The following is a 20,831-nucleotide window of genomic DNA, read 5'->3' as shown; positions in this document are numbered from 1 at the left end:
ATTCTCACGCGTTACTCACCCGTCCGCCACTCAGCCCGAAGGCTGCGTTCGACTTGCATGTGTTAAGCACGCCGCCAGCGTTCATCCTGAGCCAGGATCAAACTCTCCATGTTGAGAGCCGTTGGCTCGGTTGACAATTGCTTGGCGTTTTCAGCCTTGCTTTCGTCTCGAAATTGCGTTTCCTTAGAAATATGTTTGACGTGGAAGCGTTAACTTTATATAGTTAACTTTAAGGCTTTTCCAACTATTAAGTTTGTCTAGGTTCGGTGCTTCGTTGCGGCGGCGTTTGCGTTGCCTCCGTTTCGAGCGCATTAACCAATATAGGGCTTATTCTCTTCACTGTCAACCCCTGAAACCTTTTTTTTTTGACTTTTTTTCTTTCCTCTTATTTCATGGGGGTTGTGGCACAATATAAGGGCTAATGGAGCGAAAATTTTAGAAAACCTAGACCATGTCTTCAAAAGATTTCCAATCCGTCATTGCGAGTCTCAATCAATTCTGGCGCGCTCGCGCCTGTTTAATTGCTCAGCCCTACGATACGGAAAAAGGAGCAGGGACGATGAGTCCTCATACATTTCTCCGCGCGATTGGTCCTGAGCCTTGGTCTGTTGCTTATATTGAACCTTGTCGTCGCCCGACAGATGGACGTTACGGTGAGAACCCGAATCGCTTCCAACATTATTACCAGTACCAAGTCTTAATTAAGCCTTCTCCACCCAACATTCAAAATATCTTTCTTGACTCTTTGCGTGCACTAGGAATTCAACCGGAAGATCATGATGTGCGATTTGTGGAGGATAATTGGGAATCTCCCACTTTAGGCGCCTGGGGAGTCGGTTGGGAAGTTTGGCTAGATGGAATGGAAATTACCCAATTCACCTACTTCCAACAATGTGGCGGACTTGATTGTCATCCGGTTTCTATAGAAATTACCTATGGTTTAGAGCGGATTGCAATGTATTTACAAGACGTTGATGCGCTGCCTAAAATTCAATGGAATGATGACCTGAATTATGGAGATGTCCATCTCCAAGGCGAAATAGAACAATGTATCTATAACTTTGAAGCTTCAAATCCTGAGTTACTGTTCCAATTGTTTACTCTCTACGAACAAGAAGCAATGCAGTTAACCGAGAAAGGTTTAGTTTTGCCAAGTTTAGATTATGTTCTGAAATGTTCTCACACCTTTAATTTATTAGAAGCGAGAGGCGTTATTTCAGTGACTGAGCGAACACGATACATTGGACGAATTCGAGCTTTAGCCCGAAAAACGGCTCAACGGTATTATGAACAGCGAAAACAGTTAGGATTTCCATTAAGCCATGTCAGAGATATGAAACCATATCAAATTACGGATTTTAAATCTATGGATACAAATCAACCAAAACCAATCCCAAAGCGTCCTCTAATAATTGATATCACTATTTGGGCTAGCATAATTATTTATGTAGCTTGGTTAATTTCATCACTTTTTTAAAGTTGAAAATTTATTTATCTTTAAAGTAAGCATAATGCATACTATAAAAATATACTTAGAACCAATCGCTGCTTTTTTTCGCTCCCTCAACCTTCCTGAACCCATTACGCACTGGGGACATCCTGCGATGATGGGAATTGTCATTTTTGTGATGGGAACTTTTGTTGGGATCACCGGTTGGAAAGGTCGGATGCTTGGTAATCAAACAATGGCCGTGGAAAATAGAACGAATCATCGTAAACTTGCCCCTTGGATGTTTACTTTTATGGCATTGGGCTATGTAGGAGGAGTCTTATCTCTGGTGATGCAAGAACAACCGATTTTAGAAAGTCCTCACTTCTGGACAGGTTCAATTGTTTTAGGCTTACTGGCAGCCAATGGTTTGATTTCTCTAACTGGATTTGGCGGCGGAAAACAACAACTGCGAACTGCTCATGCTTACATTGGAAGCTTAGCGTTAGTCATTATGGTCATTCATGCAGTGTTGGGAGTTCAACTCGGTTTAACTATCTAATTAAGTCGTGAGGAACTAATTAGGGCTTGCTGTGACCAACAGATATTTGGCAGGCAATGTTAAGGGAGAGTCACTACTAGTCGTTGACTGGCGATGAGACTGAATCATTAGGATATTCCCGATCTCTATAACGATTTGAGATTTAGGCTTGCCCATACTTTGTGAGGAATAGAAGTCATGCCTTAGTGCAGAATTTGGGAGAGAAATTGGCGACTGCGTTCATGCTTCGGATTTTGGAAAAAGACGGCTGGCGTTGCTGTTTCCATGATCTGACCATCTGCCATAAGCACCACCCGATCGGCAACTTCTCGGGCAAAACCGACTTCATGGGTGACACACACCATTGTCATTCCAGAATTCGCTAAAGACCGCATGACATCGAGCACTTCTCGCACCATTTCTGGGTCAAGGGCAGAGGTGGGTTCATCAAAGAGCATCACTTTCGGTTGCATCGCCAGTGCGCGCGCGATCGCGACCCGTTGTTGTTGACCCCCGGAAAGTTGTCCGGGATATTTATTGGCTTGATTGAGAATCCCAACGCGATCGAGCAATTCAAACGCTACATCTTGGGCTTTCCCTTTCTGCCAGCCACGGACTTTTCTCGGCGCAAGCATCACATTATCAAGTACACTCAGGTGGGGAAAGAGATTAAATTGCTGGAAGACCATGCCCACTTCCCGACGAACGGCATCGACATTTTTCATCTTGGGGGTCAGTTCAATGCCATCAATAATAATCCGCCCTTTTTGATAGGGTTCTAGGGCATTAAAGGTGCGAATAAACGTGGATTTCCCGGAACCAGAAGGTCCCATGACCACGACCACTTCACCCCGATCAACATTGAGACTCACGCCTCGTAGCGCATGAAAGCCGTTACTATACCACTTTTCAACCTCTTTCACTGTAATCACCGGTTCGTTACTCTCGACAGCGATGTTAGTGGTTTGGGCTTGCTTTTCTTCCATGATTCTTACTCCTAATATCAATAAACGGCTACGGTTTGAGAGGACTAGAAAGCAGGTAAGCTTTCGAGGGATTCACCAAACCACTCTTGGGATAAGGCATCAAATTCACCGGAGAAACGCTTGTGGCGAATGAAAACATTAATCCACTGCAACATATCCAAATCGCCACGACGCACGCCAATGTAACAAGGCGAGTTCTTCATCACAAATTTATTTTCAATTCCTTCTTTGGGATTGCTTTTCATCACTTTTCCGGCAATAGTGTTTCCGGTTGCAATGAGATCAACTTGTTTTGAGAGTAAAGCAGAAATGGTCAAGCTATTATCTTCAAAGCGTTTGATTGTTACACTTTCTGGTGCTTTTTCCGCTACTTCTAAGTCTTCTAAAGAACCTTGGGTAACGCCAACGGTATATCCAGCCAAGTCTTTGTAACTCGATACATCAACACTTGCTGAACCATAAATCCCAGAAAAGAAAGGGGCATAGGGCATGGAAGAAAAGTAAATGGATCGTGCTCGTTCTGGGGTTGCCCCTAAACTAGAAATGACGATATCTGCTCGCCCTGTTTCTAAATAAGGGATGCGGTTCGTACTGGTAACCGGAATCAGGTCTAAATTTACCTCTAACGCCTCACTAATGAGCTTCCCAACCTCCACGTCGTAGCCTTGAGGTTTGCCATCAGTACCCACCGAACCAAAGGGGGGAGAATCTTGGGGAACAGCGATTTTTACAACACCGGCGCTGAGGATATTATCGAGGGTTCCACCAGTTGAGGGATTCCCTTGAGCGGTAGTTTCGCTTTGAGCGTTAGCATTATCTGTCACCACCTCTTGCGAAGTAATGGATTGATTCGAGCAAGAAATAATACTGACACTAAAGATCAGACTAATTGCAAGGGCAAAGACAACTTTGAGGCTAAGCGCAGATAAGCCCAGTTGACGGGAGAGAGAACGAAGTAGTGGTTGAAGCATTATGATCACTCACGATTCAATTTCAAACGTTGACATAGGAGAAGCGATTTTCTAAGCGTCTACTCCACAGAGAAAGGGGAAAACACAGACAGAAGTAGATGATTGCAGCTAAGGAATAAACCAGTAGGGGTTCAAAGGTGACATTACTGATGGAAGATGCCGATCGCGTGAGTTCAATAAAACCAATAATGGAGGCGAGGGAGGTTCCTTTGATCACTTGCACGGCAAAGCCCACCGTGGGCGGAATTGACATCCGAACCGCTTGCGGGAGAATAATGTTGCTCAGTTGCTTGAAATAGCTCAGTCCTAAAGCTCGCGACGCCTCCCACTGACCGCGCGGAATGGCTTCTACAGACCCTCGCCAAATATCCGCTAAAAAGGCGCTACTATAAGTTGTCAGCGCAATGGTCGCGGCAACCCAAGCCGACACATTTAAACCGATCACAACGGAAATCCCGAAAAAGACGAGGAATAGTTGCATTAATAGCGGTGTTGCTTCAAAAAATTCGATATAAAGGGTGCTGACACCTCTGATCACCGGATTAGGAGAAATCCGCATCAGCATGACGAGAAACCCGACGACGCCACCGCCAAAAAACGCGATCGCGGAAAGAACAATCGTCCAGCGTGTTGCTAAGAGGAGATTCGTCAGAATTTGTGAAAAGGTAAACTCTTCCATTGGGTTAACGGGTGTATTGAGTAAAGGCAAAAAACTTTCTCTGAATCAAAAAGGCAATGAGTTTGATCGACCAAACCAGCGCCACATAAATTAAAGAAATGGTTAAATAAATCTCAAAACTGCGAAAAGTGCGGGATTGAAGATAATTCCCGACAAAGGTGAGTTCTTCAGCAGAAATTTGGGAAACGACACAACTAAACAAAACTGCAATGACTACTTGACTCATCAAAGCGGGATAAATATTTGCCAGGGCTGGAATGAGAATGATGTGGCGAAAAATCTGTAAGGGCTTTAACCCCAGGGCTTTTCCGGCTTCCACTTGTCCAGCGCTAATTCCTTCAATTCCCGAGCGGATAATCTCTGTAGCATAGGCACCAAAATTAATCGCCAGGGCTAAGACAGCCGCTTGCCAAGGGGACATTTTCACCCCCAGATTCGGTAGGGCAAAGTAGAAGAAAAAGAGTTGAATTAAAAACGGGGTATTGCGGAAAAACTCAACATAAGCCAACGCGATCGAGTTGAGAATCCGGTTATCGGACGTTCTGCCTAACGCGCCAATCATGCCGAGGATTAAGCCCAGCGCGATCGCGACACTAACAATCTGCAATGTGAGTAAAACCCCCTGCACAAATAAGCCAAGGTTATTCCACACCACTGAAAATTGGAAGGTGTATTCCATAATCGCTTGAAATGTCTCGTTTGCATTTTGTATACTGTATACACTACGTCAGTTAATTGATGTTATCTCCGATACGATTTGAGTAATTTCCAGTAATAAAGAGCGAACACCGGTTCGCTCTTTATACTAGGTGTTAAAAACGAATTAGAAACTAAACTGCATCCTCAGATTTCCCACAACAATCGTGCCATTCTCGTCAAAATTATTGGGATTGGCAATCACATAAACCGCAGGAACCAGAGATAAATTATCATTGATGGGATAGAAATAGGTCGCTTCAAAATCCAATTGCGTTCCGCCATCGCCAGCACCAGAGACCAGAAACTCTTCTCCATCTAACACATCAAAGGGAACAACAAAGGAGAACGTTCCTAGCGCCCCTTCTTTCCCCAAATTAGGAAAGGCAAGTCCCAGTTGAAACGCTTGCATATTGATGTCTCCACCGGAAATATCAGGATTGTCGGGTTCAATATCCGCATTGGCATAGGTATAGCGTCCAAACAGCCCAAGGTTACGGGCAAATTCCCACTCAAAATTCAGTCCAATTGTATTGGCATTGGTTGGATCAATTGTCCCGCCGAAGCCATCATCGGCGACGCCATAAATCGGTTCCCCCACAGCACCACCGACACCAAAACCAGTGAGATTACCCTCTTCATCAAATAAGGGAACATTATTATCGGATTGAGAACGCGTGTAGAACAGGCGAATTGTAGCGTTAGCACTGGGTTCATAAGTCAGTTGCGCCGTTGCCGACCAGGTTCCCCCAAATAGACCTTCATCCGCATCAGAAACTGTGTTGAAAAATTCCGAGGGTAAAAATTCTGTATTTTCTCCCAAGTAACCAATGTTAAATCCGAACTGGTCATTAATATCCCATAAAAGTACAGCTCCGGCACCGCGATCTACAGGGTTAGCTAGCGTTCCACCACTGGCATTATAGCTGCTTGCCCCTCGTAAAAAGAAAGTATAACTGTTTCCGTCAAAGTAGCGATACCAGTTGATTCTGGGTCCGACCACTGCTTGAAAGTTTTCACTAACTGGGAACGCATAAAATAATTCACGGATCGTGAATTCTCCTGCATTAGGCGCTCCGGTTTGGTCAGTAAAAGGAGTTCCGAAGGTGTTAAATAATCCTGCTGAGACAAAGCTATTGGCAGGAGAATTGCCATTGCCCACGGCAAATTGAGTCACCAATTGATCACGTCCGGTAAAACTGGTGTTGAAATTGATTAGAGTGTAGTAACTAAATGTTACTTCCGGATCATCGGTTTCCGTTCTCACTAGGGGATCGCCATCTTCGTCTCGTCCAGCACGACGCAAATTTAAAGGCGTATCTAAATTATTCGTTTCCACCAAGATGTCATCACTTGCCGTTGCACCGGTTAGGTTCATGTAAACGTTACCCGTAAGTTTGGTGGTTGTAGAAAATTGGGTATCTTCTAAAACTGCTACCCGACCTTCTAAATTATCGACGCGAGTAGCAAGCCGACTTAATTCTTGGTCAAAGTCTGATTGTAAACGTTTGAGCACTTCTAAGTCAGCCTGAGAAACAGTTTGACCCTCATCAAGAATCAAGCGACTAATATTTTCCAGACAACGATTGAGACCGGCAGCAAATTCGTAGCGAGACATAGCGCGATTGCCGCGAAACGTACCATCAGGATAGCCGGCAATGCAACCGTAACGTTCAATCAGCGATCGCAGCGCTTCAAATGCCCAATCTGTGGGTTCGACATCCGACATTTGGTAAACTGAATTCATTTGTGCTTTTGCCGGAAGGGTAGTTCCGAAAGTGAGCATACCCGTCACAAAAACAGCGAAACTCGCAATAAAGCTTCGAGAAACTTGATTATTCATAATTTCAACACTCCTCACACAATAACTTTGTTGGCTTACTCCACAACATCCAACAAGCGGAAGTAAGCAATTTTAGAAATTTCGTCGATCGCGCTGGCTCTTTCTCTCTCCAGAGAATTTTCGAGGCGATGGACAAAGGCATCTAGAATACTGGCTTTGTTATGGTTGCGCACGGCAATAATAAAGGGAAAGCCAAATTGAGCACGATAGGCTTGGTTTAATTCTTGAAAGCGGTTGTATTCGTCTGGGGTTAAGGTATTCAATCCCGCATCCGTCTGTTCTTGGACAGAGGCATCTGCCATTTGGGTTTTGGTTGCCAGATCGGGATGTTTTTTGATTAGGGTGTCTTGTTCTTCTAAAGGCAGCGATCGTACCGTTGCCATCAGTTGATAATGGAGGTCATTTAAGCTATTAAACGGTCGTTTTTCCGACGTTGCAGCGGCAATGTGCGGACTATGCTCAAAAATATGACCCAGTGCCTTGCTAAAGGCTTCTTGTTCCATCTGGTTCAGTGTTGCTAGCGAATATTTCATATTGACAGCTAGTGATGAATGACCAATGACGAATGACAAAATTTAACTTCCGCGATAGGTACTATAAGACCAAGGTGAGACTAAAAGCGGGACATGATAGTGGCTGTTGGTATCGGCAATTCCAAAGCGAATCGGTATCACATCCAGAAAAGCCGGATTAGGAAGAGATTGATCATAGCGTTGGAAATAAGAGGCTACCTCAAAAATGATTTCGTACACACCCACTTGCAATGACTCTGCACCTAAAAGGGGTTCATCGGTGCGTCCATCGGCATTGGTTTTAGTGGTTTTTAGCAAGGTGTACTCGCTGTTTTCAATTAGCCAAAAGGTTAAACTGAGCCCTGCAGCCGGACAACCGTGGGCCGTATCGAGAACGTGTGTGGTTAATTTTCCAGTCATTATGATGTTGATAGATGTGATCAGACCGTTGGGGCAAATCAATTGCCAGCAGAGTTCTGTAAGGGAGAACTAGCAGCTACTTCTTGTTTGGCAGTGAGCGCAAAGTAAATGCCCAATAACACCACAGCAAAGGCAATCCAGTTGCCTAAAGGAAGGTGTTCGCCAAATAAGATCGCACTGGCGAGGGCAGCAATCACTGGAATGGAGAGCATACAAACCGCAATTAATCCGGCGGAAAATAAGCCCACACAATAGGTGAGTAAGCCCTGACCAATGCCTTGAGAAATTACCGCTAAACTCAACACTGCCAACCACGTCTGTAAAGAAGTGGGAAAGAATTGCCCTCCTTGCCAGATCACCAACGGTAATAAGAGAATGCCACCAACCACGCTCACCCAAAGCATAATCATCCCAGAAGTAAGCGTTTGCCGGAGTTTTTCAAAACAGAGTAAACTCGTCGCCGCTAGCATCGAGGCAAGAATCGCCGCTAAATCGCCTTTTACATCCACATCGGCCAGTTGAAAATCGCTGAGTCCAATGGCGATCACTCCAGCTAAGGCAATCACCAATCCCAACAGAAACTTGAGGGAAAACCGTTGCCCGAGAAACACCCAAGCAAATAGCGCCGTAAACACTGGCATATTGTTATAAAGCAATGTTCCGTTGGCGACGCTGGTTTGAGTGAGTGACCATCCCAGCAAGACGAGAGACGTGGAAAAACTAGCGGCAGCAAAGACTAGCAAGAAAATCGTTGCGCGATCGTATTGCGGTTGCTCTCTTTTTTGCCATAAGCGTTGTACGCCTTGCCAAAGTGCCAGTGTAACCGCTGCCCCAGATAACCGGTAAAAAATTGTGGTCAGGGGAGTCAGTTCTTTTTCTGCTACCACTAACCAAATCGAGGCAAAGCCAATGGCAATTAAAGCAGAAACGAGGGCTAGCATCCCCAGCAATTTTACAGTCAGGGGATTTTCAGTTGGGGTCGTTTCCGAGAGGGCAGCATCGGTATAGGTATCAGGATTCATTGCAACGGACCCCCCACAATGACTTTGGCGAGGGAATCAATCACGTTGCTTTCCGGTTCTTGGGAGAGTTGTTGATACCAAGCGGCAGTGGTACTTTCATCCTTGCCGTAGATAGTGGCGGTTCGTTGGCGGGCTTTCAATACCAGTTGACTCACCCGGTCTTTTCGCGCTGCTTCATACCGCTTCAGGGCATCGGCAACGCTGATATTCGTACTGACCAAGAAACGACTGAGCATTTCCGCATCCTCAATCGCCTGACAACCCCCTTGTCCTAAGGTTGGGGTGGTGGCGTGTCCCGCATCTCCTAAGAGGGCAATGCGACCTTTGGCGAGGGTTTCTAGGGGATCCAAATCCGAAATTTCTAGACGATTGGTTTCGAGAGGGTTCAGGCGTTCAATTAAATTTTGTACAGCTTTCGGCCAACCCGCAAAAATTTCTTTTAACTCTGCTTGGCGGTCTTTCGGTTCCACTGTCGTTCCTTTTGCCATCGGACAACCAAAGAAGAAGTAAAAGCGATTATCGCCCACTGGCATCATCGACGCCCGTTTCCCTTCTCCCACATAAATCACCCAGTTATCCGCTTCGCAGAGATCGTCACTCGCAGGAACTAAGCCATTCCAGTTGACATAATCCGCATAGCGGGGAGTGATGGGTTGACCGGTGACATATTCGCGGACTGTGGAGTGGATACCATCAGCGCCAATAATTAAATCACTGGTGACGCGATCGCCGCTCTCGAAAATAGCAGTGGCAATGGTTTCATCTTGCTCAACCGCCACACACTTCCAGCCTAAATGCACCTTCTCTGACCCAAACGCCTCCAGTAACATTTGTTGGACATCAGTACGCGCCACCGGATAAGGACGTTCTCCGACACGCTCCACTAAAGGACGTAAATCCACTGCCGAGAGTCGTTCATCTTTATGGCTGCGATATTCCATCCGATTCATCTGCCCGCCAATGTTTGCCACCTTCTCGCCTAATCCCAAGCGATTGAGGACTTTAATGCCATTGGACCATAAAGAAATCCCTGCCCCGGCAGGGCGTAACTCACGGGTTCGGTCGTAAATGTCCACATCGTAGCCAATATTTTTGAGTGCAATTCCTGTGGTGAGTCCGCCAATTCCTGCGCCAATAATGGTTACTTTCAAGTTATACATGGTTATTCACGTTCTCCTGGAATTAAAAGGTTCAAAATTAAAGCAGTGATACCACCGGTAGCAATACCAGAGGAAAAAATATTGTTAAGTAGTGTCGGTAACTTCTCCAAAATCTCCGGGGCAAACGTTACCCCTAGACCTAATCCCAGAGAAATTGCAATAATTAAGGAATTGCGACGACTGAGATTGACACAAGAGAGTAATTTAATGCCAGCAGTGGCAACCGTACCAAACATTAAAATAGTTGCACCGCCTAAGACTGGTTTAGGCACGGCTTGGATAACCCCCGCAAAAATTGGTACCAGCCCCAACACAACAAAAATGCCAGAAATAAAATAACCCACATATCGACTGCCAATCCCAGTTAGTTGAATGACCCCATTATTTTGGCTAAAGGTTGTATTGGGAAAGGTATTAAAGCAAGCTGCAAGCATGGAATTCAGTCCATCCCCAAGAACTCCGCCTTGTAACCGTTGGAAATAACGATCGCCGCGAATGGGTTCCCCAGAAATGACTGAGGTTGCTGTTAAATCCCCAATCGACTCAATGGTGGTGATGATATAGAGAAAAATAAACGGCACAAATGCCGCAAAATTGAAATTGATGCCATAGCGAAAAGGAAGGGGTACGGTAAACGGAGGAAGATTACCTAAACTTTGAAAACTGACCATTCCCAAGGGAGTAGCAACCAAATAACCGACGACAATGCCAATCACAATCGAACCCATTCTCAATAACGGACTACTCAAGCTATTGAGGATGAGAACTGTTAACAAGACTAAACTGGCAACGCCCAGATTCTGCATACTACCAAATGTCCCTGCAGATTTGGCAGCAAAACCACCCCCCATATCAGTAATGGCAACCCGAACTAGAGTTAAACCAATCAGTGTCACCACTGTTCCTGTAACCAGGGGAGTGACGATTTTTTGGGTAAACTTTAGAAAGCGACTGAGAACAATCTGAACCAATGATCCCACCAGACACAAGCCAAAAATCAGGGCTAACGCATCTGTTGGCGAATTATCCGCAGCAATAACTGCGCCTCCTGCCCCCAAAATGGGTCCAATAAAGGTAAAACTCGTGCCTTGAATGCTTAATAACCCTGATCCCACCGGACCAAAACGTTTCACTTGAATAAAGGTCGCAATTCCTGAGACAAACAGCGACATACTAATTAAATAACTGGCATTGGCTGTGCTTAATCCCAAGGCATCAGAAATAATTAAAGAGGGGGTGACAATGCCAACGACACAGGCTAAGACGTGCTGAATAGCAGCAAAAATGGCTTTTCCAATGGGTGGACGATCTTCCAAGCCATAAATTAAATCACCGGATAAGGGTTGGGTTTGAGCCGTTTCTGTAGTTTCTGTTTCTAGTGCAATTTCTTCGTTATATGACATGGCAAGATAATTAAAAATTAAACCAGCATTTTTGTTTTTTGATAATCGATTGCTTTTTTATGAGTTGCTTCTGTTTCCCCATGAGCTTTGAATAAAGGAGAGAAAGGATGCCGCATCAAAATCCCAGGCTGATCCGTTGCCATGTGTTGTTCCCATTTCAGTTCTAAAGGAACATCAAAAACAGTGGTTTCTAAAATGGCTTTATCTTCTAGAGTGTCGGCGCGGTCAAAGGCTTTTGCTTCGGCGGCTATGGTTTCCGCTTCTGTATCGTTACGCAAACAACGTTGCAGAATTTGCGAGGTTTGATCATTAATCAGCGTTGTAGTATTGACAATAATATGAACCAACCTGTTGGGATAGTTGATGCGAAGTTTGTCGCTAAAGGGGAAAAACCAATCAATCCACAAAAGCAAAGGTTCTCCCAAAAGCTGAAACCGTTTTGGTTCCGCCTGTATCTGATCCAACGGCACGACTGGATACCAAAATCGCCGTAAGACAGGTTGTTGGGTGACTAACATAATGTTTTTGAGGAAGGAACTCACTAATTTTGACACTAGCTGTATACTGTATACATAAAAATTCAATTTTACTGTATTACAGACTACCTTTTTGCGTACAATTACCGTCACTATTTCGGGTTGAGCCTCATTTTTTGCGCGGGCGAGTTCTTAATTTCTAACTCTAAGACGGGGAGATCAATGGCGCAAATCTGATGACAATAAAGATGATAATCGCGTTGATAATGAGAGCAAAGGAAAATCATACAAAAGTGAATCCGGGTCTGGGTATGAGTATCGCCCCAATCCGCTTATTTTGTCCGCCAGAATTATAGTCATTCCAAATAAAAACCAACAGGAGGTAGAATGTTGGAACCAGGAGAAAGAGATGAGGAACAATGACCTATAGCCTAGATTTACGTCAGCGAGTGGTTAACTTTGTCAAGAAAGGGGGTAGCAAATCCGAAGCCTCACGACGATATGAAGTGAGTCGCTGGTGTGTTTATGATTGGTGTCAAAGAGATGATTTGGCTCCGAAGAAAGTTGAGCGGCGATCGCGCAAACTAAATTGGGAAGCCTTGAGAACAGATGTCCAAGAAAATCCTGATGCTTTGCTTCGAGAAAGAGCAGAGCGTTTCGGGGTAGAGATCAACGCCATTTGGTACGCTCTGCAAAAAATGAAACAGACCTGTAAAAAAAACTCTGCTCTACGAACAGAGGAAACCCGGTGAGCGCATTGAGTACCTACAAACTTTGCGAAAATTTATCATTGAGCAAGGGTCAGAGAATGTGATCTATATTGATGAATCTGGTTTTGAAGCCAGCACGTTTCGACCCCATGCTTGGTCGAAGAAAGGGAAAAAAATTCATGGTGAGCGTAGTGGAAAAACTCGCCCCCGCACTAGTTTAATTGCAGCTAAGAGAGGAAAGGAATTACTGGCACCAGTTTTGTTTGCGGGAACAACCCATTCAACTTGGTTCAATCACTGGCTGGAGCATCATTTACTCCCACTTCTCAATCCTCAATCTCTTCTAATTCTCGATAATGCTCCTTTTCATAGAAAGGAAGAAATTAAAGAGATTGCCCAGAGCGCTGGACATGAAGTTCTTTTTCTACCCCCCTACTCCCCTGACTTTAACAAAATTGAACAGGATTTTGCCATTCTCAAAAAGCAACGGATTTATGCTCCACTAGGGACAACTCTCGACGACCTGATTCGAGTGTACGGAACTTAATTGGAATGACTATAACCTTTTTCAAACTGGAAACAAGTTGACTGCAACCTCTCTTTGGTTTAGTCACCTTGAGAGTCTTCCTGAACATTTGCAGATGCTGGGATTTCAAAAGATTCAATCGGAACTAATTTAACTCGCAACGTTACCGGCGTTTCCAAACGATTGCTCAAAAATGCTTGGGCGGATTGAAGCTGTTTTTTGGAAATCGAGTTGACTTGTGCTTCAATGGCTAACTCAATTAATAGTGAATCACTCCGAGAAGCGACTTTGAGACTGCGAATTTCTTTACCGGCAAAAATTGTCTCCTGGTTGCGGACCAATTGTTCCACATCACTGCGGAGGTTGGAACTGGCTAAGAGATGTCTCATTTGATAGCTCAGCGGGAGTCCGAGTAAAAGCAAAGCCAAAATTGTCACCATTAATCCTTGCCGTGCTTTAGCAATGGTTCCATATCCCTGAAACACAAAAACAAGACCACCACTAAAAATAATACCAATAAAATTGGTGAAAAACAAGACAGAAGCCCCTTGAATGAGAGGCATTTCCCCACTGACTACCCCAATTCCAACCACACACAGAGGAGGAACTAATGCTACTGCCACTGCTGTTCCCGGTAAGGCATCGGCAACACTTTGCCGAGTATAAGCAAATGCTCCTGCAATCCCGGCTCCGATAGCAATCCCCAAATTAATTAAATTGGGGTTGGTTCGTGAAAGGATTTCTGAATTCAGGGTTCTCAATCCGATTAAATGAGCAACTAAAATTGCCGTCACTACTGTAATTAGGATGCCAATAATAGCCGTTAAGGTTGCTTGTTTAAGCAGTCGCCGATTGGCCATCACCATGGCATAGGCAATCCCAACCGTCGGCTGCATTAAGGGAGAAATAATCATTGCGCCAATCACAGCAGCAATGCTGTTCGCCAGCAATCCCAATGTTCCGATCGCGCTAGAGACTACAACCATCAGACAAAAACTGCTACTGAGAATTGCTCCTCGCCAAAGGATGCGATTGAGAAGCGCGATCGAAGTTGGATCCTCTTTCAGCCAAGACCAATATTTACTGCCATAAAGTTTTACAGAAGCAGCTCTCTTTTGGCCTTGACGATCTCGCTTACGAAATAAGAATTTCATTTTAATCTTGCTGACTTAAGCTTTTCGCAAGGGAAACAAAGCCTATTGTTCGAGTTTAACGATCGCGCGACCAATACTCCCGATTAACATTCCCAAGGAACCGATATAACGTTAACTGTAACCTAGACTTGTTGAGATAATTTACATCTAGAGACTGAATCAAGAGTGTCAGTGGAACTAAAGATAAGCTTAGTTTTCTCTTCGATTGACAAATTCTCCTTTAACATTAAGTGATTAGCTAGCGTGTTTAAAGGTGAATGAGTTACGTCTTGCGGTAGAAATTTGCCACTTGAGGAGAATTTTACGGTTAGGGAGGGAGGAAACTGATGTTACTGAATTTGTATTGTAATAATGACTAAACTGATTTGGTTTAAATCAGAGAGCCAACTTTCTTTGGGAAGATAGGCTTACTCTGACCGTTGAACAATCGTGTATTTGAGATGGTAAAGCTACTTTCTTTCCGCCATAACGTTCTTTTCTAAACACGTAGGTATCAATTATCGTCTATGAGACAAAACGCTCAAAGAATTAGGAACTTGCAAAAACGATTTAAAAAAGTACCCTTAGGATTTGTCCAACTTTGGAATATGAGTTTCGGCTTCTTCGGCATTCAATTTGGTTGGACATTGCAAATGGCAAATACCAGTGCCATTTATGAATACTTAGGCGCTAATCCTGAACAAATCCCGATTTTGTGGCTGGCTGCTCCCATGAGTGGGTTAATTGCCCAACCCATTATTGGTTACATGAGTGACCGCACCTGGACTCGGCTGGGGCGCAGGCGACCGTATTTTTTATTCGGTGCTATTCTCAGCTCGATCGCGCTGATTCTCATGCCCAACTCCTCTAGTCTATGGATGGCAGCCGGGGCACTATGGATGCTCGATACCTCGGTTAATATCAGTATGGAACCGTTTCGCGCCTTTGTTTCGGATTTAGTCCCCGAAAATCAGCGGACCCTTGGTTTTGGCATGCAAGCCTTTTTTATTGGCTTGGGGGCTGTAGTGGCATCGCTTTGTCCGTGGATTCTTAATCATTGGTTTAACTTTAATCAAATCACTACTCCGGCCGGTGAAATTCCTCTGACTGTTAAAGTGTCTTACTATGTCGGCGCTGCCGTCTTTTTAGGGACTGTGTTGTGGACCGTTCTCACCACCAAAGAATACCCACCGCAAGACTTAGAAAAGCTCAAGCAACGCCAAAATGATACCGGTGGCGCGATCGGGATGGTGAAAGGGATTGCGCAGAAAGTACGTACTATGCCCGATCTCATGAAACAACTGGCTTGGGTGCAGTTTTTTACCTGGCTCGGTATTTTCTGTGTTTTCCTTTACTTCCCGCCGGCAGTGGGACACGAAATTTTTGGCGCAACCAAAGAAAGCTCACCTCTTTATCAAGAAGGGGTAGAATGGGCTGGAATTTGTATTGCTCTCTATAATGTTGTCTGCTTTGTCTATTCGATATTTCTGGCTCGGATCGCTGCGGCAACCAGTCGCAAAGCCACCCATTCTTTTAGCTTATTGTGTGGCGGGGTCGGCTTGATTTCTCTACTCTTCGTCAGTAATCAATATTTGCTCTTACTCCCGATGGCGTGTTTTGGTTTAGCGTGGGCGAGTGCTTTAACCATGCCTTATTCGATGCTGTCTGACGTTTTACCCATGAAAGATACCGGAATTTACATGGGGATTTTTAATGCCTTTATTGTCATTCCTCAAATCATAGCTGCCCTTGGCCTTGGGTGGGTCATGGAAAACCTTTTAGGAAATAATCGAATTTTCGCCCTAGTCGTCGGTGGTATTTCAATGGCCCTTGCTGCATTACTGGTGCAGTGGGTAAAAGATGTTGCGAAAGAACAACAAACGTCTGGCAAAACTCCCAAGCCCGAATTAGCAACAAAAGGTTCGGAGAGTGTCAGTTAATTTGATTTTTGTAGTCAATTTTACTGTAGTTATTCCCATAGTTCTGCACAATACAACCTATTAAAATTCATCCAAATCGAACATTGCTTCTAGGGTTCCGATTGCGCTCCTACCGCAGTGACTGGTCCAAGAGAAGCACGCACTCTCAAGAAAGAGATAGCGACACGGCGGGACAAAAGCCCGGGAGGTCTCAACAACAGTGGTTACTGTTAAGAGGTCTCCTTTTTTTTGTATTTTTTAGGAGAGAAAATTGATCAATGAGTGAGCAAAATCAATCTAGCGAAGCCAATCAGGCGTTAGATAAAGAAAGTCAGTTACCGTTAACTGGATGGCAGCAAGAAGTGTCGCAAGGCTTAGATTATGGATTAGAAGCAGCAGACAGTATTCGCGATCGCAGCATTTCTACCTTTTCGCGCGGTGAACTCCCTCACTATGCTGGCATTAATACCTTCCTCAAAGCCCCCTATGTGGAAGATGTCAAACAAGTCGGGAATTATGATGTTGCCATTGTTGGCGTTCCCCATGATTCTGGTACCACTTACCGGCCGGGGACGCGGTTTGGCCCCCAAGGCATCCGCAAAATTTCGGCTCTTTATACCCCCTACAACTTTGAACTAGGGGTTGATTTAAGAGAACAAATTACCCTCTGTGATGTTGGCGATATCTTCACCATTCCCGGGAATAACGAAAAGTCCTTTGATCAGATTTCTAAAGGGATTGCCCACATTTTCCAATCCGGTGCCTTACCAATCATTCTCGGAGGCGATCATTCTATTGGTTTTCCTACGGTGCGTGGCGTTTGTCGTCATTTAGGAGATCAAAAAGTCGGAATTATTCACTTTGATCGCCATGTGGATACTCAAGAAAGTGACCTGGATGAACGGATGCATACTTGCCCTTGGTTCCACGCGACAAATATTAAAAATGCTCCTGCTAAAAACCTGGTTCAACTGGGAATTGGCGGTTGGCAAGTGCCGCGTCAAGGAGTCAAGGTTTGTCGAGAACGAGAAACCAATATTCTCACCGTTACTGATATTACAGAAATGGGTTTAGATGCCGCGGTAGAGTTTGCCCTGGAACGCGCCCTCGATGGCACTGATTGTGTTTATATCAGCTTTGATATTGATTGCATTGATGCCGGTTTTGTTCCGGGAACCGGTTGGCCCGAACCGGGTGGACTCTTACCCCGAGAAGCCCTTTATTTATTAGGAAAAATTGTGCAGCAAGCCCCCGTTTGTGGACTAGAAGTCGTCGAAGTTTCACCCCCTTATGATGTCAGCGATATGACCGCTTTAATGGCAACCCGAGTCATCTGCGATACGATGGCCCATCTTGTACTTTCGGAACAACTGCCGCGTCAAGCAAAGCCCAGTTATATCCATGAAGAAGCCCAAACCACTGCCGATTATTGGCAGTAAATAAAGGAGACTTGTGAATGCACGAAACAGATATGACAAAAGCACTCATGCAAACGGTTCATGAGTGGTGGCAAAACCAACCCGTTCCCCCAAAGATTCAGAAAGTTCATCTCCTGGTTGGGGAGTTTACTTGTGTCGAACCTGTCAGTCTGCAATTTGCCTTTGAGGTACAAACTCAAAATACTTTTTTAGCCGGAGTGGAACTTGTTATTAAACAGAGTCCATTGATTGCCTATTGCCATCCTTGTCAACAAGAATATTTTCCGAAATTGGGTCAAGAATATGCTTGTCCGAGTTGTCATTCGCCAATGGAAGACATTCGTTCCGGTAGAGAACTGAAAATTGATCATATCGAGTACACCACAGAAGAATCTGTTGCTATTCAATAATGTCTTGCCAGTGAGAAAGCTATGCACCAAACCTTTGACGCCGCCTTAGGAGTCAATCTCCTTCACGCCAACCAAACTGAAGCTGACCATAACCGAGAACATTTTGATGCGTGGGGTATCACTTGTCTCAATGTTATGAGTAGTCCCGGCGCTGGAAAAACCGTTTTGTTAGAAAAAACCCTTTCTATTTTGTCCTCCCAACTTAAGCTTGCGGTGATTGAAGGGGATATGACAACCGAATTAGATGCCGAACGACTCCGCCAATACGGGGTTCCGATTATTGCTATTAATACCGGACGGTCTTGTCATCTCGATGCAAAAATGGTGGCCGGTGGCTTGCATCAACTCCAAGAAAATTATCATCCCCCAGAATTTGATCTAATTTTTGTGGAAAATGTGGGCAATTTGGTTTGTCCCGCGGAATTTGAAGTGGGAGAACACAGGAAAGTCGCCTTACTTAGTGTGACAGAAGGAGAAGATAAACCGCTGAAATATCCAGTGATGTTTCAAGAAGCAGACTGTCTTTTAGTTACCAAAATGGACTTAGCCCCTCATTTAGAAATTGACCTGAAACGAATTGAAGCCAATGTCCGACAAATGAACCCCAATGTCACGATAATTCCCGTTTCAGCAAAGACTGGCGAAGGACTGAATCTTTGGTTGGATTGGGTACAAAAACAAGTGGCAGAACAACTTATTGTTAGTCATTAAAAAGGAAGCGGAATGAAGTTACCAAAATTACTAATACAGTTCGGTTTATTTTGTTTAAGTTTAGTTTTAGTTGTTAGTTGCAATACAGGCAATAATTCGCCGAGTACAGAGGGGAGGGAACCGGTTGTGCTGGGTTATAGTAATTGGGCGGGTTGGTGGCCCTGGGCGATCGCGCAAGAAGAAGGGTTATTTGAAAAAAATGGAGCAAATGTTCGCTTGCAATGGTTTGATGGCTACCTGGCTTCCATGGAAGCCCTAGCAGCGGGACAACTCGATGCCAACTGTCAAACCTTAAACGATACGGTTTCTTTTGTTGGCGATGCAGTCAACGGTGAAGTGGTCGTCCTCGTGAATGATAATTCCGCTGGGAATGACAAAATTATTGCTGCCGAAGAAATTCAATCGATTCCTGAGTTAGAAGGAAAAGAGGTTGCGGTTGAAGCCGGTGTCGTTGATGATTTTCTCCTCACCTTGGCGTTAGAAGAAGAGGGGATGTCCCGTAGTGATGTTGATATTGTTGACTTAGAAACGGGTGCTGCGGCGGCAGCGTTTGCTGCGGGAAAAGTGGATGCGGTCGGTGCCTTTCCCCCGTTTTGGTTGACGGCGCTAAAGCGAGAAGGGAGTCATGAGTTAATTAGTTCGGCTGCGTTTCCCGGTGCCATTCCTGACTTACTCGTCACCAGTCAAAAGCTGATTGATGAACGCCCGGATCAAGTGCAAGCCCTAGTAAATACTTGGTTTGATGTGCTGGCATTTATGGCAGACAATCCCGAACGGTCCGATGAAATTATGGCGCAACGCGCTGATGTCACCACCGAAGACTTACAACTGTTCAAAGAAGGAACCCAAATGTTCACTTTAGAAGACAACTTAGAAGCCTTTAGTGATGGGGATAATATGACCCATATGCCCTATGCTGCCCAAGAAATGGCAGACTTTATGGTCAGTGTTGATTTTATTCCCGAAAAACCGGATTTAAGTACTCTTTTTGATGACAGCTTTGTCAAAACCTATGCTGAACAACAGTAAGGATCATCATGTCTAATTCACTAGGAAAAAAGAATCAAGCCCAAGGACTACCGCCAACCACATTTTGGCGCATCGCAGAAGATATTCCCCAACCGTTACAGTGGGGCTTGATGGTGGTTTCCGTGGTGATTCCGCTGTCTTTCTGGTGGTTACTCGCCACGTTTGGCGGAGTGGAAGATGTTTTTCTGCCTAGCCCTGTGCAAGTCGGAGAAGCATTCGGTCGCTTGTGGGAAAAAGGTTATTTGGTTAAAGATACGATTGCCAGTTTCTTGCGAGTGGTTGGCGGTTTTGTCTTAGCCGGTGTCATTGCCATTCCCATTGGCATTGGGATGGGGGCGTTTGCCAGCATTCGGTCATTATTTGAACCGATTATTGGCATTTTACGCTATATGCCAGCGCCCGCATTTATCCCTTTACTGATTCTGTATCTCGGTATTGGGGAAGAACCTAAAATCTTACTCATTTTTATCGGCACTATTTTCTTTAATGTACTGATGATTATGGATGCTGTGAAGTTTGTCCCCAAGGAGTTAATTGAAACGACCTATACCTTAGGGGGGTTACGCTGGCAAGTTTTGTTACAAGTGATTACGCCCTATGTCATTCCGAACATTATTGATGCGTTTCGGATTAATATTGCCACCTCTTGGAATTTAGTGATTGTTGCGGAGTTAGTTGCCGCTGAACAAGGGCTAGGAAAACGCATCTTATTAGCCCAAAAATTTCTGAATACGGATGAGATTTTTGCCTGTTTAATTGTTCTGGGGTTAATTGGCTTTCTGATTGATTTATCATTTCGGGGGTTGTTGCGAGTGTCCTGTAAATGGGCACTCTAAT

19 protein-coding genes, 1 rRNA gene and 2 pseudogenes are annotated in these 20,831 nt (G+C 44.7%); 9 read left to right on the top strand and 13 right to left on the bottom strand.

Features of this window, described 5'->3' with window-relative positions; genetic code table 11:
• A 16S ribosomal RNA gene (locus GVY04_06830) occupies positions 1–113 on the bottom strand; the annotation flags it as partial.
• A gap of 338 nt (positions 114–451) precedes the next feature.
• Here GVY04_06830 and glyQ point away from each other — a divergent pair.
• The gene (glyQ, locus tag GVY04_06825; protein ID NBD15855.1) at positions 452–1,477 is read left to right on the top strand and encodes a glycine--tRNA ligase subunit alpha; all 1,026 of its coding nucleotides are present in this window, start codon (positions 452–454) and stop codon (positions 1,475–1,477) included.
• 34 nt (positions 1,478–1,511) lie between these two features.
• Positions 1,512–1,991 (top strand): DUF4079 family protein, encoded by a 480-nt coding sequence (locus tag GVY04_06820; protein ID NBD15854.1) that lies wholly within the window; start codon positions 1,512–1,514, stop codon positions 1,989–1,991.
• 182 nt (positions 1,992–2,173) lie between these two features.
• Here GVY04_06820 and GVY04_06815 read toward each other — a convergent pair whose 3' ends face one another.
• The 11 genes and pseudogenes from GVY04_06815 to GVY04_06765 form a co-directional block, all read right to left on the bottom strand.
• Positions 2,174–2,956, bottom strand: coding sequence for an ATP-binding cassette domain-containing protein (locus tag GVY04_06815; protein NBD15853.1), 783 nt, complete (start codon positions 2,954–2,956; stop codon positions 2,174–2,176).
• A 44-nt stretch (positions 2,957–3,000) separates the two neighbouring features.
• The gene (locus GVY04_06810) at positions 3,001–3,927 is read right to left on the bottom strand and encodes a transporter substrate-binding domain-containing protein (GenBank protein ID NBD15852.1); all 927 of its coding nucleotides are present in this window, start codon (positions 3,925–3,927) and stop codon (positions 3,001–3,003) included.
• Positions 3,928–3,949: 22 nt separating this feature from the next.
• Positions 3,950–4,606 (bottom strand): ABC transporter permease subunit, encoded by a 657-nt coding sequence (locus GVY04_06805; GenBank protein NBD15851.1) that lies wholly within the window; start codon positions 4,604–4,606, stop codon positions 3,950–3,952.
• 4 nt (positions 4,607–4,610) lie between these two features.
• The gene (locus tag GVY04_06800) at positions 4,611–5,285 is read right to left on the bottom strand and encodes an ABC transporter permease subunit (GenBank protein ID NBD15850.1); all 675 of its coding nucleotides are present in this window, start codon (positions 5,283–5,285) and stop codon (positions 4,611–4,613) included.
• A gap of 144 nt (positions 5,286–5,429) precedes the next feature.
• On the bottom strand, positions 5,430–7,145 hold the full coding sequence (locus GVY04_06795) for an iron uptake porin (protein ID NBD15849.1): 1,716 nt from the start codon (positions 7,143–7,145) through the stop codon (positions 5,430–5,432).
• Between the two features lie 35 nt (positions 7,146–7,180).
• A complete protein-coding gene (gene uraD, locus GVY04_06790; protein NBD15848.1) occupies positions 7,181–7,678 on the bottom strand; it encodes a 2-oxo-4-hydroxy-4-carboxy-5-ureidoimidazoline decarboxylase in 498 nt (165 codons plus the stop codon).
• Between the two features lie 42 nt (positions 7,679–7,720).
• On the bottom strand, positions 7,721–8,077 hold the full coding sequence (gene uraH, locus GVY04_06785; protein ID NBD15847.1) for a hydroxyisourate hydrolase: 357 nt from the start codon (positions 8,075–8,077) through the stop codon (positions 7,721–7,723).
• A 38-nt stretch (positions 8,078–8,115) separates the two neighbouring features.
• Positions 8,116–9,099: an EamA family transporter gene (locus GVY04_06780; protein NBD15846.1), complete on the bottom strand. Its 984-nt coding sequence runs from the start codon at positions 9,097–9,099 to the stop codon at positions 8,116–8,118.
• Entirely contained in the window at positions 9,096–10,259 is a 1,164-nt protein-coding gene (gene hpxO / locus GVY04_06775; GenBank protein ID NBD15845.1) for an FAD-dependent urate hydroxylase HpxO, read from the bottom strand. Before hpxO ends, GVY04_06780 begins: the two co-directional genes overlap by 4 nt.
• 2 nt (positions 10,260–10,261) lie before the next feature.
• Positions 10,262–11,662 (bottom strand): xanthine permease XanP, encoded by a 1,401-nt coding sequence (locus tag GVY04_06770; protein ID NBD15844.1) that lies wholly within the window; start codon positions 11,660–11,662, stop codon positions 10,262–10,264.
• A 110-nt stretch (positions 11,663–11,772) separates the two neighbouring features.
• Positions 11,773–12,072 (bottom strand): annotated as a pseudogene (locus tag GVY04_06765) (Rieske (2Fe-2S) protein).
• Positions 12,073–12,557: 485 nt separating this feature from the next.
• On the opposite strand from GVY04_06765, the pseudogene GVY04_06760 reads away from it, so the two are divergent.
• Positions 12,558–13,395: pseudogene (locus GVY04_06760) on the top strand (IS630 family transposase).
• A 59-nt stretch (positions 13,396–13,454) separates the two neighbouring features.
• Here the strand turns inward: GVY04_06760 and GVY04_06755 are convergent.
• Positions 13,455–14,528 (bottom strand): TIGR00341 family protein, encoded by a 1,074-nt coding sequence (locus tag GVY04_06755; GenBank protein ID NBD15843.1) that lies wholly within the window; start codon positions 14,526–14,528, stop codon positions 13,455–13,457.
• Between the two features lie 587 nt (positions 14,529–15,115).
• On the opposite strand from GVY04_06755, the gene GVY04_06750 reads away from it, so the two are divergent.
• From GVY04_06750 to GVY04_06725, 6 genes are all read left to right on the top strand, one after another.
• Positions 15,116–16,447: an MFS transporter gene (locus GVY04_06750; protein NBD15842.1), complete on the top strand. Its 1,332-nt coding sequence runs from the start codon at positions 15,116–15,118 to the stop codon at positions 16,445–16,447.
• Between the two features lie 257 nt (positions 16,448–16,704).
• The gene (gene speB / locus GVY04_06745) at positions 16,705–17,865 is read left to right on the top strand and encodes an agmatinase (protein NBD15841.1); all 1,161 of its coding nucleotides are present in this window, start codon (positions 16,705–16,707) and stop codon (positions 17,863–17,865) included.
• A 17-nt stretch (positions 17,866–17,882) separates the two neighbouring features.
• The gene (gene hypA / locus GVY04_06740) at positions 17,883–18,254 is read left to right on the top strand and encodes a hydrogenase maturation nickel metallochaperone HypA (GenBank protein NBD15840.1); all 372 of its coding nucleotides are present in this window, start codon (positions 17,883–17,885) and stop codon (positions 18,252–18,254) included.
• Between the two features lie 21 nt (positions 18,255–18,275).
• Complete coding sequence (gene hypB, locus GVY04_06735; protein ID NBD15839.1) at positions 18,276–18,965, top strand: hydrogenase nickel incorporation protein HypB; 690 nt, start codon at positions 18,276–18,278, stop codon at positions 18,963–18,965.
• Positions 18,966–18,977: 12 nt separating this feature from the next.
• Entirely contained in the window at positions 18,978–19,994 is a 1,017-nt protein-coding gene (locus tag GVY04_06730) for an aliphatic sulfonate ABC transporter substrate-binding protein (protein NBD15838.1), read from the top strand.
• A gap of 8 nt (positions 19,995–20,002) precedes the next feature.
• On the top strand, positions 20,003–20,830 hold the full coding sequence (locus GVY04_06725) for an ABC transporter permease subunit (protein NBD15837.1): 828 nt from the start codon (positions 20,003–20,005) through the stop codon (positions 20,828–20,830).
• The last annotated feature ends 1 nt before the right edge of the window (position 20,831 follow it).

It is taken from the genome of Cyanobacteria bacterium GSL.Bin1, assembly GCA_009909085.1.
In the GTDB taxonomy this organism is placed as follows: domain Bacteria; phylum Cyanobacteriota; class Cyanobacteriia; order Cyanobacteriales; family Rubidibacteraceae; genus Halothece.
This window is presented reverse-complemented; position numbering and strand designations above follow the sequence as displayed.

Coding starts and splice junctions, on each gene's coding strand:
- GVY04_06815 (NBD15853.1), bottom strand. CDS start 2,956: ATGGAAGAAAAGCAAGCCCAAACCACTAACATCGCTGTCGAGAGTAAC.
- GVY04_06750 (NBD15842.1), top strand. CDS start 15,116: ATGAGTTTCGGCTTCTTCGGCATTCAATTTGGTTGGACATTGCAAATG.
- GVY04_06810 (NBD15852.1), bottom strand. CDS start 3,927: ATGCTTCAACCACTACTTCGTTCTCTCTCCCGTCAACTGGGCTTATCT.
- glyQ (NBD15855.1), top strand. CDS start 452: ATGTCTTCAAAAGATTTCCAATCCGTCATTGCGAGTCTCAATCAATTC.
- GVY04_06730 (NBD15838.1), top strand. CDS start 18,978: ATGAAGTTACCAAAATTACTAATACAGTTCGGTTTATTTTGTTTAAGT.
- GVY04_06805 (NBD15851.1), bottom strand. CDS start 4,606: ATGGAAGAGTTTACCTTTTCACAAATTCTGACGAATCTCCTCTTAGCA.
- GVY04_06780 (NBD15846.1), bottom strand. CDS start 9,099: ATGAATCCTGATACCTATACCGATGCTGCCCTCTCGGAAACGACCCCA.
- uraH (NBD15847.1), bottom strand. CDS start 8,077: ATGACTGGAAAATTAACCACACACGTTCTCGATACGGCCCACGGTTGT.
- GVY04_06770 (NBD15844.1), bottom strand. CDS start 11,662: ATGTCATATAACGAAGAAATTGCACTAGAAACAGAAACTACAGAAACG.
- speB (NBD15841.1), top strand. CDS start 16,705: ATGAGTGAGCAAAATCAATCTAGCGAAGCCAATCAGGCGTTAGATAAA.
- GVY04_06800 (NBD15850.1), bottom strand. CDS start 5,285: ATGGAATACACCTTCCAATTTTCAGTGGTGTGGAATAACCTTGGCTTA.
- GVY04_06820 (NBD15854.1), top strand. CDS start 1,512: ATGCATACTATAAAAATATACTTAGAACCAATCGCTGCTTTTTTTCGC.
- hypB (NBD15839.1), top strand. CDS start 18,276: ATGCACCAAACCTTTGACGCCGCCTTAGGAGTCAATCTCCTTCACGCC.
- hpxO (NBD15845.1), bottom strand. CDS start 10,259: ATGTATAACTTGAAAGTAACCATTATTGGCGCAGGAATTGGCGGACTC.
- GVY04_06725 (NBD15837.1), top strand. CDS start 20,003: ATGTCTAATTCACTAGGAAAAAAGAATCAAGCCCAAGGACTACCGCCA.
- uraD (NBD15848.1), bottom strand. CDS start 7,678: ATGAAATATTCGCTAGCAACACTGAACCAGATGGAACAAGAAGCCTTT.
- GVY04_06755 (NBD15843.1), bottom strand. CDS start 14,528: ATGAAATTCTTATTTCGTAAGCGAGATCGTCAAGGCCAAAAGAGAGCT.
- hypA (NBD15840.1), top strand. CDS start 17,883: ATGCACGAAACAGATATGACAAAAGCACTCATGCAAACGGTTCATGAG.
- GVY04_06795 (NBD15849.1), bottom strand. CDS start 7,145: ATGAATAATCAAGTTTCTCGAAGCTTTATTGCGAGTTTCGCTGTTTTT.